This is a genomic window from Mesorhizobium sp. M0306, assembly GCF_040321655.1.
Classification (GTDB): Bacteria; Pseudomonadota; Alphaproteobacteria; order Rhizobiales; family Rhizobiaceae; genus Mesorhizobium.
The window spans coordinates 165,974-179,151 of the sequence record NZ_JAMYRY010000009.1; the positions used below are offsets into that span (position 1 = coordinate 165,974).

16 protein-coding genes are annotated in these 13,178 nt (G+C 62.9%); 4 read left to right on the forward strand and 12 right to left on the reverse strand.

Annotated elements, in window-relative coordinates; genetic code table 11:
• From glnT to NKI95_RS16025, 10 genes are all read right to left on the reverse strand, one after another.
• Complete coding sequence (glnT, locus tag NKI95_RS15980; protein WP_292653869.1) at positions 1-1,308, reverse strand: type III glutamate--ammonia ligase; 1,308 nt, start codon at positions 1,306-1,308, stop codon at positions 1-3.
• Positions 1,309-1,343: 35 nt separating this feature from the next.
• Complete coding sequence (locus tag NKI95_RS15985; protein ID WP_023673984.1) at positions 1,344-2,672, reverse strand: FMN-binding glutamate synthase family protein; 1,329 nt, start codon at positions 2,670-2,672, stop codon at positions 1,344-1,346.
• A gap of 6 nt (positions 2,673-2,678) precedes the next feature.
• Positions 2,679-3,413: a GltB/FmdC/FwdC-like GXGXG domain-containing protein gene (locus NKI95_RS15990; protein WP_352717908.1), complete on the reverse strand. Its 735-nt coding sequence runs from the start codon at positions 3,411-3,413 to the stop codon at positions 2,679-2,681.
• Positions 3,414-3,417: 4 nt separating this feature from the next.
• Positions 3,418-4,311, reverse strand: a complete 894-nt coding sequence (locus tag NKI95_RS15995) for a class II glutamine amidotransferase (RefSeq protein WP_352717910.1) — start codon at positions 4,309-4,311, stop codon at positions 3,418-3,420.
• A gap of 84 nt (positions 4,312-4,395) precedes the next feature.
• Positions 4,396-4,728: a hypothetical protein gene (locus tag NKI95_RS16000; protein WP_352717912.1), complete on the reverse strand. Its 333-nt coding sequence runs from the start codon at positions 4,726-4,728 to the stop codon at positions 4,396-4,398.
• Positions 4,725-5,405, reverse strand: coding sequence for a hypothetical protein (locus tag NKI95_RS16005; protein ID WP_352717914.1), 681 nt, complete (start codon positions 5,403-5,405; stop codon positions 4,725-4,727). The genes NKI95_RS16000 and NKI95_RS16005 overlap by 4 nt, the downstream gene beginning before the upstream one ends.
• A gap of 49 nt (positions 5,406-5,454) precedes the next feature.
• Positions 5,455-6,855 carry an APC family permease gene (locus tag NKI95_RS16010; RefSeq protein ID WP_352717916.1) on the reverse strand — a complete coding sequence of 467 codons (1,401 nt, stop codon included), beginning with the start codon at positions 6,853-6,855 and terminating at the stop codon, positions 5,455-5,457.
• A 15-nt stretch (positions 6,856-6,870) separates the two neighbouring features.
• On the reverse strand, positions 6,871-7,032 hold the full coding sequence (locus NKI95_RS16015) for a hypothetical protein (protein WP_023673991.1): 162 nt from the start codon (positions 7,030-7,032) through the stop codon (positions 6,871-6,873).
• A gap of 16 nt (positions 7,033-7,048) precedes the next feature.
• Positions 7,049-7,426, reverse strand: coding sequence for a hypothetical protein (locus tag NKI95_RS16020; RefSeq protein ID WP_023673992.1), 378 nt, complete (start codon positions 7,424-7,426; stop codon positions 7,049-7,051).
• 11 nt (positions 7,427-7,437) lie between these two features.
• A complete protein-coding gene (locus tag NKI95_RS16025; protein ID WP_292653877.1) occupies positions 7,438-7,725 on the reverse strand; it encodes a hypothetical protein in 288 nt (95 codons plus the stop codon).
• A gap of 282 nt (positions 7,726-8,007) precedes the next feature.
• On the opposite strand from NKI95_RS16025, the gene NKI95_RS16030 reads away from it, so the two are divergent.
• The 4 genes from NKI95_RS16030 to NKI95_RS16045 are packed head-to-tail and all read left to right on the forward strand — an operon-like array spanning position 8,008 to position 11,764.
• Entirely contained in the window at positions 8,008-9,141 is a 1,134-nt protein-coding gene (locus NKI95_RS16030) for an aminomethyl transferase family protein (RefSeq protein ID WP_352717918.1), read from the forward strand.
• 14 nt (positions 9,142-9,155) lie between these two features.
• Positions 9,156-9,752 carry a dimethylamine monooxygenase subunit DmmA family protein gene (locus NKI95_RS16035; protein WP_352717920.1) on the forward strand — a complete coding sequence of 199 codons (597 nt, stop codon included), beginning with the start codon at positions 9,156-9,158 and terminating at the stop codon, positions 9,750-9,752.
• A complete protein-coding gene (locus NKI95_RS16040; protein ID WP_352717922.1) occupies positions 9,749-10,714 on the forward strand; it encodes a PDR/VanB family oxidoreductase in 966 nt (321 codons plus the stop codon). Before NKI95_RS16035 ends, NKI95_RS16040 begins: the two co-directional genes overlap by 4 nt.
• A gap of 9 nt (positions 10,715-10,723) precedes the next feature.
• Positions 10,724-11,764 (forward strand): heme-dependent oxidative N-demethylase family protein, encoded by a 1,041-nt coding sequence (locus tag NKI95_RS16045; RefSeq protein WP_352717924.1) that lies wholly within the window; start codon positions 10,724-10,726, stop codon positions 11,762-11,764.
• Positions 11,765-11,901: 137 nt separating this feature from the next.
• On the opposite strand, the gene NKI95_RS16050 is transcribed toward NKI95_RS16045, so the two are convergent.
• On the reverse strand, positions 11,902-12,273 hold the full coding sequence (locus tag NKI95_RS16050) for an endonuclease domain-containing protein (RefSeq protein ID WP_352717926.1): 372 nt from the start codon (positions 12,271-12,273) through the stop codon (positions 11,902-11,904).
• Between the two features lie 158 nt (positions 12,274-12,431).
• A complete protein-coding gene (locus NKI95_RS16055) occupies positions 12,432-13,148 on the reverse strand; it encodes a helix-turn-helix domain-containing protein (RefSeq protein WP_352717928.1) in 717 nt (238 codons plus the stop codon).
• Positions 13,149-13,178 lie beyond the last annotated feature (30 nt).

Below are 13,178 nucleotides of genomic sequence, written 5' to 3' on the forward strand. Positions count from 1 at the left end.
TCAGATGTCGAGCGTGTGGTCGCGCTCCCACTGGGTGAAGTGGGAAGCATAGGAATTCCATTCCTGCTGCTTGAGCTTTAGATAGGCCGACGAGAATTCCTCACCCAGCGCCGCCTTGAGCGATTTGTCGTTGTCAAACTCGCGCAATGCGTCGAGCAGGTTGAGCGGCAGCTTCGGCGCGCCCTCCACCGTATGGCCGAACTGGTACATGTCGATGTCGTAGCGCCTGCCGGGATCGGCCTTCGAGCGGACACCGTCAAGGCCGGCGGCGATGATGACGGCCTGCAGCAGATAGGGGTTTGCCGCCCCGTCCGGCAGGCGCAGCTCGAAGCGGCCGGGGCCGGGCACACGCACCATATGGGTGCGGTTGTTGCCGGTCCAGGTCACCGTGTTCGGCGCCCAGGTGGCGCCGGAGATGGTGCGCGGTGCGTTGATGCGCTTGTAGGAATTGACCGTCGGGTTGGTGATGGCGGCAAGCGCGGAAGCATGTTTCATGATGCCGCCAAGGAAATTCCTGCCCTTGGCCGACAGGCCGAGCTCCATCGCATTGTCGGCAAAGACATTGGTCTTGCCGTCCCTGTCCCACACCGAGATGTGGGCATGGCAGCCATTGCCGGTCAGGCCCTGGAAGGGTTTCGGCATGAAGGTGGCGCGCAGGCCGTGCTTTTCGGCAACCGACTTCACCATGAATTTGAAGAAGGAATGCTTGTCGGCGGTCGCCAGCGCATCGTCGAAGGCCCAGTTCATCTCGAACTGGCCGTTGGCGTCCTCGTGGTCGTTCTGATAGGCGCCCCAGCCGAGCGCCAGCATGTGGTCGCAGATCTCGGCGATGACGTCATAGCGGCGCATCACCGCCTGCTGGTCGTAGCAGGGCTTCGACGCCGTGTCGTATTCGTCCGAAATCGTCTTGCCGTCCGGCGAGATCAGGAAGAACTCGGCCTCGACGCCGGTCTTGATGTGCATGCCGTCGCCGGCCGCCTCGGCAATCAGCCGCTTCAGCGTGTTGCGCGGCGCCTGCTCGACCGATTTGTCGTCCATGATGCAGTTGGCGGCGACCCAGGCGACTTCGGGCTTCCACGGCAACTGGATCACCGAATCAGGATCCGGCACCGCCAGCATGTCGGGATGCGCCGGCGTCAGGTCGAGCCAGGTGGCAAAGCCGGCAAAGCCGGCACCGTCCCGCTGCATGTCGGCGATCGCCTGCGCCGGCACCAGCTTGGCACGCTGCCCACCGAACAGGTCGGTGTAGGATATCATGAAATATTTGACGCCCTTCTCCTTGGCGAAGGCGGCGAGATCGTTCCCCATTATAATTCCTCGCTTACTGGCATTTTTGGTTTGTCTTAGAAGCCGTTCTTGCCCGGTATCCAGTTGGTGCCGGCCAGCGGCACGCCGGCCATGGCGGCGGCTTCGATCGTCAAGGCCACAAGATCCTCGGGCTCGAGATTGTGCAGGCTGTTCTTGCCGCAGGCGCGGGCGATTGTCTGAGCCTCAAGTGTCATCACCTTGAGATAATTCGCCAGCCGTCGTCCGGCCGCAATCGGATCGACCCGTTTCATTAGCTCGGGATCCTGCGTGGTGATGCCGGCCGGGTCGCGTCCCTCATGCCAGTCGTCATAAGCGCCGGCGGTGGTGCCGAGCTCGTTGTATTCCGCTTCCCAGCGCGGGTCGTTGTCGCCGAGCGCGACAAGCGCTGCCGTGCCGATCGACACCGCGTCGACGCCGAGCGCCAGCGCCTTGGCGACGTCGGCGCCGTTGCGGATGCCGCCGGAGACGATCAGCTGCACCTTGCGGTGCATGCCGAGATCCTGCAGCGCCTGCACCGCCGGCCTGATGCAGGCAAGCGTCGGCTGGCCGACATTTTCGATGAACACTTCCTGGGTTGCGGCGGTGCCGCCCTGCATGCCGTCGACGACGACGACATCGGCGCCCGATTTCACCGCAAGCGCGGTATCGTAATAGGGCCGCGCGCCGCCGACCTTGACGTAGATCGGCTTTTCCCAGTCGGTAATCTCGCGCAGTTCGAGGATCTTGATCTCGAGGTCGTCCGGCCCGGTCCAATCGGGGTGGCGCGAGGCCGAGCGCTGGTCGATGCCTTTCGGCAGCGTGCGCATTTCGGCGACGCGGTCGGAGATTTTCTGGCCAAGCAGCATGCCGCCGCCGCCGGGCTTGGCGCCCTGGCCAACGACGACTTCGATCGCATCGGCGCGGCGCAGATCGCGCGGGTTCATGCCGTAGCGCGACGGCAGATACTGGTAGACCAGCGTCTTCGAATGGCCGCGCTCTTCCTCGGTCATGCCGCCGTCGCCGGTGGTGGTCGAGGTGCCCGACAGCGTCGCGCCACGGCCGAGCGCTTCCTTCGCCGGGCCGGACAGCGAGCCGAAGCTCATGCCGGCAATGGTGATCGGGATTTTCAATTCGATCGGTTTTTTCGCATAGCGCGAACCGAGCACGACGCTGGTGTCGCAGCGCTCGCGATAGCCTTCGAGCGGGTAGCGCGAGATCGAGGCGCCGAGGAACAGAAGGTCGTCGAAATGCGGCAGCTTGCGCTTGGCGCCGGCGCCGCGGATGTCATAGATGCCGGTCGCCGCGGCGCGGCGGATCTCGGAAAGCGTGTAGTCGTCGAAGGTCGCGGATTTGCGCGGCGTCGTCGGCGGGTTGCGATAGGTCATTGAGCCTCAATACGCGTCGGCGTTGTCGATATTGAAATTGTAAAGCGTGCGCGCCGAGCCGTAGCGCTTGAACTCCGCCGCCTTGACGCCGGTCACGCCGGCGCGGTCGAGCAGGTTTTGCAGCAATTCGAGATGCTCGGGCCGCATCTCCTTGGCGATGCAGTCGGCACCGAGGCTTTCGACCTTGCCGCGCACGAAAAGCCGCGCCTCGTAGATTGAATCGCCGAGCGCATCGCCGGCGTCGCCCAGCACCACGAGGTTGCCGGATTGCGCCATGAAGGCCGACATGTGGCCGATATTGCCATGGACGACGATGTCGATGCCTTTCATCGAGATGCCGCAGCGAGATGACGCGTTGCCTTCGATAACCAGCAGCCCGCCCCGGCCGGTGGCGCCGACATACTGGCTGGCATCGCCTTTGACGATGATCTGGCCGGACATCATGTTCTCGCCGACGCCGGGTCCGGCCGAACCATGCACGGTGATGGTACCGCCGTCGTTCATGCCGCCGCAATAATAGCCGACGCTGCCGCGCACATCGATGGCGACAGGCTGGTCGACGCCGACGGCGACCGAATGGCTGCCTCGCGGGTGCAGCACCTCCCAGGCGGTCTCATTTGAACCGGGGGCCAGATCGTGCAGCGCCTGGTTGAGCTCGCGCAATGACATTTCGGCCAGGTCGAAGACCCTCGATGCCTGGCCCGGCTCTCGCGCGGCCTTGGAGAGGTTGATTGCCGGCATTGGTTCAATGCTCCCAGAAATAGACGGTTGCGGGCTCGGGTTCCCAGACCTTCGCATTGTCTATGCCGGGCAGTTTGGTGAGCGCACGATATTCCGAGCCGAAGGCGACATACTGGTCGGTTTCGGCCATTACGGCAGGCTTGCAGGCGATCGGATCGCGCACCACGCCGAAACCGTTCTTGGTGCCGACGACGAAGGTGAAAAAGCCGTCGAGATCGCTCAGCGTGCCTTCCAGCGCCTCGCCCAGATTCTTGCCATGCGCCATCTGCGAGGAGAGATAGGCGGCAGCGACCTCGGTATCGTTCTCGGTCTCGAATGTCATGCCTTCGCGGATCAGCTCGCGGCGGACATTGTTGTGGTTGGACAGCGAGCCATTATGCACCAGGCACTGGTCGGCGCCGGTCGAGAACGGATGCGCGCCCATCGTTGTCACCGCCGATTCGGTCGCCATGCGGGTATGGCCGATGCCGTGCGTGCCGGTCATCTCGCGGACGCCGAAACGGTCGACGACCGCTTCGGGCAAGCCGACTTCCTTGTAGATCTCGACGACGTCGCCGGCACCCATGATGCGGATGTCGGGGCGCAGCGCCTGGATCGCCTCACGCGCTTGGTCGATCTTGGCAGGCGTCGTCCGGACCACCGCATGCGTCGACTTCGCAGCAATGCTCACCGGCGCACCGATCGCCTTGGCGAGTTCGGCGTCGAGGCCGCGGAAATCGTGCTCCGGCTTAGCCGACTGGATGGTGATCTTGGCTTCATGGGAGGGCGCGCCATAGATGGCGATGCCGGCGCTGTCGGGACCGCGATCGCTGAGGGAGATCAGCATCTCCGACAGCATCGCGCCAAGCTGTGGCTCGAGCGACTTGTCCTTCAAAAACAGTCCGACGATTCCGCACATGTCAGGCTCCCGAGATTTGTTCCCTTGGAGATGTATCGAATGCGTCAGGGGAATTCAATTGGTATGAAAAAAATTTTCCTGTCGTTATATATCGGCTGAGGCGCCGCCAACCGCACTATCGCCGCGCGCGCCGCCATTGTGAACCCATTTGGCATAGCGGATGCGCGCGATCTTGTAGGCATCCAGGATCGACAGGGCATAGATCAGGAAGCCGCCGGCATGGCGTCCGATGAAGCTGGCGTCGGGCGGCGCGATCTTGGCGGTGACCCAGGCGAAGATCACCATGAAGAACAGAAATTGCAGGCCGCGCACCGGCACGCCGAGAACGACATGCCCGCTCGCCGGCAAGACGATCGCAGCGCCGAGAACCAGATATGGGCTCGGTGGTGCGGGGGAGGTGGTGATCTGGCTGGTCATGCCGCTTGCCGTTCGCTTTGATTGATGGCATCGCGCAGCGCCGAAGCCGACGACAGCAGCCTCTCGATCAGCACCGGATCGAGCCTGACCGTGCCGAATTCGGCTTGCCGGAATACGCCGTAGCGCGCCCGCTCGGCCTCGGCCAGAAGCCAGACGATGCGCACGCCGTTCGGTGTGATCAGCAATTCCTTGGCGCGCCCCTCGGCAAAGACATCGAGGTGATCGGCGATGACGGCTTCGGGGAAGCGCACGCCCTTGCGGTCGCTCCGCAGCACCGCCTCGGCCGGAAATCCAGCCGCCTTCGGCAGCGTATGGTCGAGATGATCGAAATTGGAAAAAGTCGTCGGCGATCCTGGCCGCATCATCATGTCGAAAGTGCCTGGTATCGCGACCTTTTCGGTGATCGAAACGCTCAGCCAGCGCGCCGGCAGCTTCCTGATCGCCAGCGTGTCGACGATGGTCCGCACCTGCACCCGCCGGCCGTTCCACGAGCCGGCGAAGGTGACGACGCCGGTAGTGCCGTCCGAGATATTGGCGACGTCGGGGATGACGGCGCGGATTCCGGCTTCCTCGGCGGCAAGCGCGGCCAAGGCCTTGATGCGGCTGGCGCGCGCAAGCCAGGCGAAATGAAGGACGAGAGCCAGGGCAACCGCCCCGGCGAGCAATGCTGAGATCACCTAACGCACCTTGTCACGCAAATGTCCGCCCGACAGGGCGCGCCTCCCGTCAGTACCCCTGCGGCTTCGGCCACGGCATGGTGAACTGGGCGCCGCGGCGCACGAATTTGTAGCGGTAGAAGTGGAACCACAGCGAGATCAGGAAGTAGAAAGCGACCATGGCGATCAGCTGCGAACCGAAGCCGAGGAAGATCGCAAAGAAGGTGACCACGCAAAGGCAGAACAGCACGATCGCCGGCAGCGGATGGAACGGATGGGTGTAGCCGCGGCGGATCGAGCCGAGCGGCCACTTCTTCCTGAACATGATGATGTTGATGCTCATGAAGGTGTATTGCAGCACGCCCGACAGGATCGAGAAGGTGATCGCCTGGTTGAGGTCGGCGATGAAGGCGAAGGCCAGCGCGATCGGCAGCAGGAACAGGATCGAACGGTAGGGCGTGCGGTATTTCGGATGCACCGCCGAGAACCAGGTCGGCAGATAGCGGTCGCGGCCGAGCGAGAACCAGGCGCGCGCGGCGTCGTTGATGCAGCCATTGGCGGAGGCGAGTGCGGCAAGCAGCGTCGCGATGAACAACAGGTTCTCCAGCAGCGCACTGCCGGTCAGTTTGCCTGCGTCCCACAGCGGATAGTAGGTGATGCCGAGATATTCCCAGGGCATCAGCGAGGCGCAGACATACCAGGTCATGGCGGCGGCGATCAAAAGCGTGATCATACCGGCCATCGTGCCGTAGGGCAGCGAGCGCGCCGGCGAGCGCACTTCCTCGGCGGCCTGCGTGGTGCCCTCGATGCCGAGATAGTACCAGATGCCGAACTGGAAGGCGGCGATGACGCCGATCCAGCCATAGGGCAGGGCGTTGCCGGGGGTCACCAACTCGTTCAGCTTCAGCACGGCGCCTTGCGTCCACGGGCTGACCGAGAAGAACAGGATGACGATCGAGACATAGGCGACGGCGGTGATGACGAAGTTGACGTTGAGCGTCATCAGCACGCCGCGATAGTTCAGCCACGCCAGAACGACGATGGTCGCTGCGATGAAGGAATTGTGGTTGAGGCCCTCGACGCCGGCCTTGGCGACGATCGTGTCGCCGAGCAGGATCGCGTCCGACACTTCGAGCATGGTATAGGCAAAGACCAGGAAAAGCGCGACGTTGAAGGCCATCAGCGGCCCGACAATGTGCTTTGCCTGGGCATATTGGCCGCCGGCGGCAGCGACCGTCGAGGTGACTTCGGAATCGATCATCGCCACCGACGTGTAGAGCAGCCCGACGATCCAGCAGACGATCAGCGCGGCCAGCGCGCCGCCCTTGTCCGCCGCGAAATTCCAGCCGGTGAATTCACCGACCAGAACGATGCCGACGCCGAGCGCCCAGACATGGGCGGGGCCAAGCACCCTGAGCAGCGAAACCCTGTCGCCTTGCACTTGCACCGCTGGTTCAGCCGTGATCGTCATCGTTCAATCCCCCACTCAGATCCGGTGTTTTTCGGACACGGCTTCAAGTTCGCCTTCCCTGGACGAGGTCAGCATCTCTTCGGAATAGGTCGTATCGATCTTGAACCAGTCGTAGAGCATCCACAGCGCGAGCACGATCGAGATGCCCCAGCATGCGTAAGAGAGTGCCACCCACATGACGATGCTTCCCTATCTATTTGTCGCCGAACTTTTCGTCGATGACGTCGCGGTATTCGCGGTCCGATGCGCGGAACAGAAAGATGAAATAGCCGATCAGCACCGCGGCCATGATGATCAGCGTCGGCCAGTCGATGATGTAGTGGAACCGGTTCTGGATGATGTCGTGCGCGGTTTCCGGCGTGTAGCCGAGCTTTTCCCAGATCGAGGCCATGGTCGGGTTTTGTCCGAGCGCTTCCCACGTCTTGGCGTCGAGCGCGTCGATGGATTTTGCCGCCCCTGCCAGCCCTAGTTTCAGCGGCAGCCACAGCGCGACGAAAATCGCGACCACGACGACGGCGATATCGAAAACCTGTCCGGCCTTGCTCTGTTCGGGCGGTGTATAGCGGGCCATGCGTCTCCCCCTCAGGACTTGCGGTTGCGGTAGGCGTCGGCATTCTTGATGTCGAGGCCGTAGATGAAGTCCTTGTCTTCCTTGTAGTGGTTGACCATCGCCAGGATCGCGGCCGTGTTGAAGATCAGCACGGCGCCGGCGGCGACCGCGACAACGAGCTTGATGCCGGCGTCGGGAATGTACGGCCATGTCATGAACAGGACAAAGAGGATCGTCGCCCACAGGCAGACGATCAGGAGCATGGATCCACGCACGTCGGAACGGTACAACGCTTCGACGCGCTGTTGCAGGTCGGACATCGGCTTTCCCCTTTTTCAACGCCCGGTCCGGATTGGCCGGTCATTGCCCTCTTTCAAGAGAGTGAAATTTTTTTCATAAAATCCGGCCGAATTTTGGAATTGTCAAGACGATTTTACACAGCGTTAACCGTTTGTTTGGTCCGCGGATTTGCCTGACAATGAAATTATTTGCTTACGGGTATTGCAGGCTCCCGGCGTTTGCGATCAATATTCGGCAACGCTCCCGCCTGTGTGCCGGGAGCAGGGGAAAGCAAAAAGTTCTGTCGAACGGAGGACCAGCGGATGACGGCATCCTGGAGATTTTCGGCCCTTGCGGACCGCCACCGGGCGCTCGGCTCGAAGCTCGAGGACTGGAGCGGCATGGGCACCGCCTGGACCTACGACAAGGACGCCGACGAAGAGTACATCGCCATCCGCACCAAGGCCGGCCTGATGGACGTGTCCGGTTTGAAGAAGGTCCACATCACCGGGCCGCACGCCTCGCACCTGATCGACCTGGCGACGACGCGCGATGTCGAAAAGATCTATCCCGGCAAGTCGGCCTATGCCTGCATGCTCAACGAGGCCGGCAAGTTCACCGACGACTGCATCCTCTACCGCACCGGCCCGAATTCCTGGATGGTCGTGCATGGCTCGGGCACCGGCCATGAAGAGCTGCAGCGCGCATCGGTCGGTCGTGACGTGTCGCTGCGCTTCGACGACAATCTGCACGACCTTTCGCTGCAAGGCCCGACGGCGATCGATTATCTGGCAAAGCATGTGCCCGGCATTCGCGACCTCAACTATTTCCACCACATGCAGACGCAACTGTTCGGTTTTCCGGTGATGATCTCGCGCACCGGCTATACCGGCGAGCGCGGCTACGAGATCTTCTGCCGCGGCCAGGACGCCGGCACGATCTGGGACAGGATCCTCGACGAGGGCAAGAGCGCCGGCATCATTCCGTGCCGCTTCACCACGCTCGACATGCTGCGCGTCGAGAGCTACCTGCTGTTTTACCCCTACGACAATTCGCAGAAATACCCGTTCGAGAACGAAGGCCCGGGCGACACGCTGTGGGAGCTCGGTCTCGACTTCACCGTCAGCCCCGGCAAGACGGGCTTTCGCGGCGCCGAGGAGCACTATCGCCTCAAGGGCAAGGAACGCTTCAAGATCTTCGGCGTGCTGCTCGAAGGCAAGGAGCCAGCCGACGAGGGCGCACCGGTCTATCGCGACGGCAAAAAAGTCGGCGTGGTGACCTGCGCCATGTATTCGCCGCTGGTCAGGAAATCGATGGGCATCGCCCGGCTCGACGTCGACTGCGCGGTGCAGGGCACCAGGCTTGAGATTCGCAACAAGAGCGGCGCCATCAGCGCAACGGCCGAGCCGCTTCCCTTCGACGATCCGAAGAAGACCAAGCGCACGGCGAAAGGCTGAGGCATACTGCGGGTATGGCAGCGAAAAGCATCATCAGCCGCCCGGTCTATGGGACCCTGTCTCCGCAGCCTGGCAAGCATCATCTTTTCATAGCGGATGCAGAGGGAGCGCTGGCGATTGCCGATCTGGCCGCTAAGGCCCCGGCGGATTTCTTCGGCGGCGCCCACATCATCTTCATTCCCGGCCGCGACGGCAAATATGCCGATGTGCTCGAAGCACTGAAGCCGGCGCAGTTCTACCTCGGCCATTCCTTTGCCAGCGCCCTGCCGCGGCTGAAGCAGACGCTGGCCAACGCGCATATGGGGCTCAGGCTCTATCTTGCCGGCACCGAAGGCCTGATCGGCCAGGCCATGCAGGCGGCGCTCGAAGCCGGCATCGACCACACCTCGATCCAGACCGAGCATCGCGGCTCGCTGGCGCGCCGCATGCAGTGCGTCCATTGCAAGGGCATCACCGAGAACGTCACGACGCAGCCGGCGACCTGTTCGCATTGCGGCCTCTTGCTTCTGGTGCGCGACCACTATTCGCGGCGCCTCGCCGCGTTCCAGGGCGTCTGCATCAATGCCGAGGACCGCAGCGAAATTCCTCCAACGGAGGAGGTCTTTCGATGAGCACCGGCACCACCAAGCTCGACGTTGTCGTCAGCGATGTCGTTCCGGTCAACGAGCTGGTGACGCGCTTTCATTTCCGCAGGCGCGACGGCGAGCTTTTGCCGACCTTTTCCGGCGGCGCCCATGTGGTCGTCGAGATGCGCGATGGCGAACGCACCAGGCTCAATCCCTATTCGCTGATGGGCTCGCCGCTAGACACCCGCGAATACACCATCTCGGTGCGCCGCGACGACGCCGGCCGCGGCGGCTCGCTGTTCATGCACAGGCAGGTCAGGCCGGGCACGGAGATGGTGGTCAGCTATCCCGTCAACCTGTTCTCGCTCGATCTGCGCGCCAGGAAGCATCTGATGCTGGCCGGCGGCATCGGCATCACCCCGTTCATGGCGCAGACCGCGCAGCTGGCGGCGGAAGGCGGCAATTTCGAGCTGCACTACACCTGCCGCACCGCCTCGCTCGGCACCTATGCCGATCTGCTGAGAGAGCGCTACGACCGCCGGGTCAGGTTCTATCACGACGACCGCGACGAGCGCGTCGATCTCGACCGGCTGCTGTCGTCGCAGCCGCTCGGCACGCATCTCTATGTCTGCGGCCCGTCCGGCATGATCGGCTGGGTGCGCGAGCGTGCCGCGGCGCTCGGCTGGCCTCCCGAGACCGTGCATTTCGAGCATTTCGCGGCGCCGCAGCCCGGCGCGCCTTTCGACGTGACGCTGGCGCTCAGCGGCAAGACAATCCGTGTCGACGAGCAGCAGAGCCTGCTCGAGGCAATCGAGGCGGCCTGCGTCGATCCGCCCTATCTCTGCCGTGGCGGCGTCTGCGGCCAGTGCGAGACCAACGTCATTTCGCATGACGGCAAATTCATCCACAACGACCATTGGCTGAGCGAAGAAGACCACCGTTCGGGCTGCAAGATCATGCCCTGCGTGTCGCGCTTCGAGGGTCGGTCGCTGGTGCTGGAAAGATAGGAGGCGAGCTTGGGCATCACCTTTCGCAAGGAAACGTTCCGCGACGACTTCACCTTCAGGAACAGCCCGGAGCACATCAGGCGGTTTCCTTTCCCGTTCCATGAAGACAGCTACATGTATGCGGTCAATATCGAGCCGCATGTCGTCGGGCCGAAGGGCAGCGTGCTGGAGAATTTGATCGACGTCGACGAGCACTATGTCGCCGAAATGCAGGACCGCGCTTTGGTGCTGGCCGAAGACCCGCTGCGCTGCCAGTCGCTGCCGCACATGACGCTGGCCGGCTGGGATCTGCTCGAGCTTTTGATGGAGCAGCAGGCGCTGGGCTATCCCGAGCATTTCACGCTGACGCGCGACGGCGACCGCTGGCGCTGGATCAACCGGCCGCTCGGCATCGACGACAGCTTCACCTTCGGTGACGTCTCGACGCTGCCCTATGGGCCGATGGAATATATCACCCGCCAGAGCCAGGGCGATTTCTGCATCCTCGACCAGCGCGACGGCAATCTGTGGATGGATGCCGGCATGGTCACCACCCAGGCCGACTGGTCGCTCGATTTCGACATCGGCATGAACTTCTTCGAATGGCACGCGCCGGTGCCGCTGGCGCATGAGAAGGGGATATTCGTCCGGGCGCTGAAGTTCCTCACCAACATTCAGCAGGGCAAGCCGGCGCGCCGGCTGAACTGGACGATGACCATCAATCCGCGCCTCGACACCAGCCCGGAAAATTACCACAAATGGGGCTCGGACCGCGCCACGGTGACGCCGGAAAATGTCGGCGAAAAAGTGCATCTGCGCGTTGAGCTGCAGAGCTTCTGGCGGCTGCCGCGCTCGAACGCGATCGTCTTCCCGATCCGCTGCTACCTGATCAAGATGGACGAGCTGGTGACGCAGCCGAAATGGGCACGGCGCCTGCACCGCGTCATCCGCGACCTGCCCGAGGAACTCGCCAATTACAAGGGCCTGACGCGCTATCGGCCGACACTGGTCGAGTGGCTGTCGAGGTTGGATGATGGCAGCCCGACGTCGCCTGGGTTCGGGCCGGATTGAGTTTTTCTCGCCCCTGTTGGCGCTGCCCCTAAAGCAGCCAATCTCCCCCCTAGAGGGGGAGATGCCCGGCAGGGCAGAGGGGGGCGCCGTGGAGCGCCGGCCTTGCCCAATCTCCCACCCCAGCGCCTCCGCGAAGCTCACGCCGCGCCGCCCAGCCCAGCCACGATCACGACATGCTGACAGACATTGTCGATATCGCGAATGACATCGTCGTTCCAGAAGCGCAGGACCGTCCAGCCCAGCGCTTCGAACTTCGCGGTTCTTGCAGCGTCCGATTCCGACGTTTCGGCCTGGCCATGCTGGGAACCATCAAGCTCGACGATCAGCTTTTTGTCCGGGCATGCAAAATCGACGACATGGCCGGCGATAGGCATCTGGCGTCGAAATCCCAGTCCCATCAACCTGTGTGCCCTGATCTCATTCCAAAGCTTGAGTTCGGCATCGGTCATCGCCTTGCGCATCCTGCGCGCATTGCGGCGGTTGTTGGCGGATACTAGATTATGCGTCATCGCGGTTCGCCCCCCTCTGTCCTGCCGGACATCTCCCCCTCAAGGGGGGAGATCGAATGTCACTTCGGCTTTCGCCAATCCCCAATGCTGCAAAAGAGTAGCCGTCGCGAAGCCGCCGATCTCCCTCACGAGGCGACCAAGGGGGAGATCGAGCTCCGCTAACCCGCGCTTTGCGGGTAGCAGATGATCGACAAATAGCGCATCGGCAGAACGCTCAGCACTTCCGGTCCGTGCGGCGCGTCGGCGTCGAAGAACAGGCTGTCGCCGGGCTTCATCGGGTAGAGATTGCTGCCGTGCCGGTAAACCACTTCGCCTTCGAGCATATAGAGGAACTCCATGCCCTCGTGCTGGAAGGTCGGAAACACGTCGGAATCCTCGGTGAGCGTGATCAGATAGGGTTCGACGACGACGCCGCTGGTGTTGGAGCCGATATGGCCGAGCAGATTGTACTGGTGGCCGGCGCGCGTGCCGCGGCGTTCGACGTCGAGCCCTTCGCCGGCCTTGACGAAGACGGCACTGCGCTCTTCCTCGAAGCGGCGGAAGAAAGCGGTGACAGGAACGCCTAGCGCCCGCGACAGCGCCTGCAACGTGGTCAGCGACGGCGAGGTGATGCCGTTCTCGATCTTCGACAGCATGCCCAACGAAATGTCGGTGGCGGCAGCCAGATCGGCCACCGTAATGCCGAGCTTCTTGCGGAATGCCCGCACCTCGCGGCCGATCGCGACCTCCAGGACTTTTTCGCGGGTATCGCGAATGGCGTGCGGGTTTTGTGTGAGCGGCGCGCGTATCTTGCGCGGATCGATTACAGCAACCGACGGCTTGGCTTTGCCCGCGGCGGCTGCAGCAGGCTTTAGACTGGATGCTTTTTTCGCCATGTTGCCACCCCGGACCTTGCCGATTCATTT

Bases quoted from the DNA above. Each gene is read 5' to 3' on its own strand.
- glnT (WP_292653869.1), bottom strand. From the start codon at position 1,308: ATGGGGAACGATCTCGCCGCCTTCGCCAAGGAGAAGGGCGTCAAATAT.
- NKI95_RS15985 (WP_023673984.1), bottom strand. From the start codon at position 2,672: ATGACCTATCGCAACCCGCCGACGACGCCGCGCAAATCCGCGACCTTC.
- NKI95_RS15990 (WP_352717908.1), bottom strand. From the start codon at position 3,413: ATGCCGGCAATCAACCTCTCCAAGGCCGCGCGAGAGCCGGGCCAGGCA.
- NKI95_RS16035 (WP_352717920.1), top strand. From the start codon at position 9,156: ATGGCAGCGAAAAGCATCATCAGCCGCCCGGTCTATGGGACCCTGTCT.
- NKI95_RS16020 (WP_023673992.1), bottom strand. From the start codon at position 7,426: ATGGCCCGCTATACACCGCCCGAACAGAGCAAGGCCGGACAGGTTTTC.
- NKI95_RS16010 (WP_352717916.1), bottom strand. From the start codon at position 6,855: ATGACGATCACGGCTGAACCAGCGGTGCAAGTGCAAGGCGACAGGGTT.
- NKI95_RS16040 (WP_352717922.1), top strand. From the start codon at position 9,749: ATGAGCACCGGCACCACCAAGCTCGACGTTGTCGTCAGCGATGTCGTT.
- NKI95_RS16000 (WP_352717912.1), bottom strand. From the start codon at position 4,728: ATGACCAGCCAGATCACCACCTCCCCCGCACCACCGAGCCCATATCTG.
- NKI95_RS16015 (WP_023673991.1), bottom strand. From the start codon at position 7,032: ATGTGGGTGGCACTCTCTTACGCATGCTGGGGCATCTCGATCGTGCTC.
- NKI95_RS16030 (WP_352717918.1), top strand. From the start codon at position 8,008: ATGACGGCATCCTGGAGATTTTCGGCCCTTGCGGACCGCCACCGGGCG.
- NKI95_RS16050 (WP_352717926.1), bottom strand. From the start codon at position 12,273: ATGACGCATAATCTAGTATCCGCCAACAACCGCCGCAATGCGCGCAGG.
- NKI95_RS16025 (WP_292653877.1), bottom strand. From the start codon at position 7,725: ATGTCCGACCTGCAACAGCGCGTCGAAGCGTTGTACCGTTCCGACGTG.
- NKI95_RS16055 (WP_352717928.1), bottom strand. From the start codon at position 13,148: ATGGCGAAAAAAGCATCCAGTCTAAAGCCTGCTGCAGCCGCCGCGGGC.
- NKI95_RS15995 (WP_352717910.1), bottom strand. From the start codon at position 4,311: ATGTGCGGAATCGTCGGACTGTTTTTGAAGGACAAGTCGCTCGAGCCA.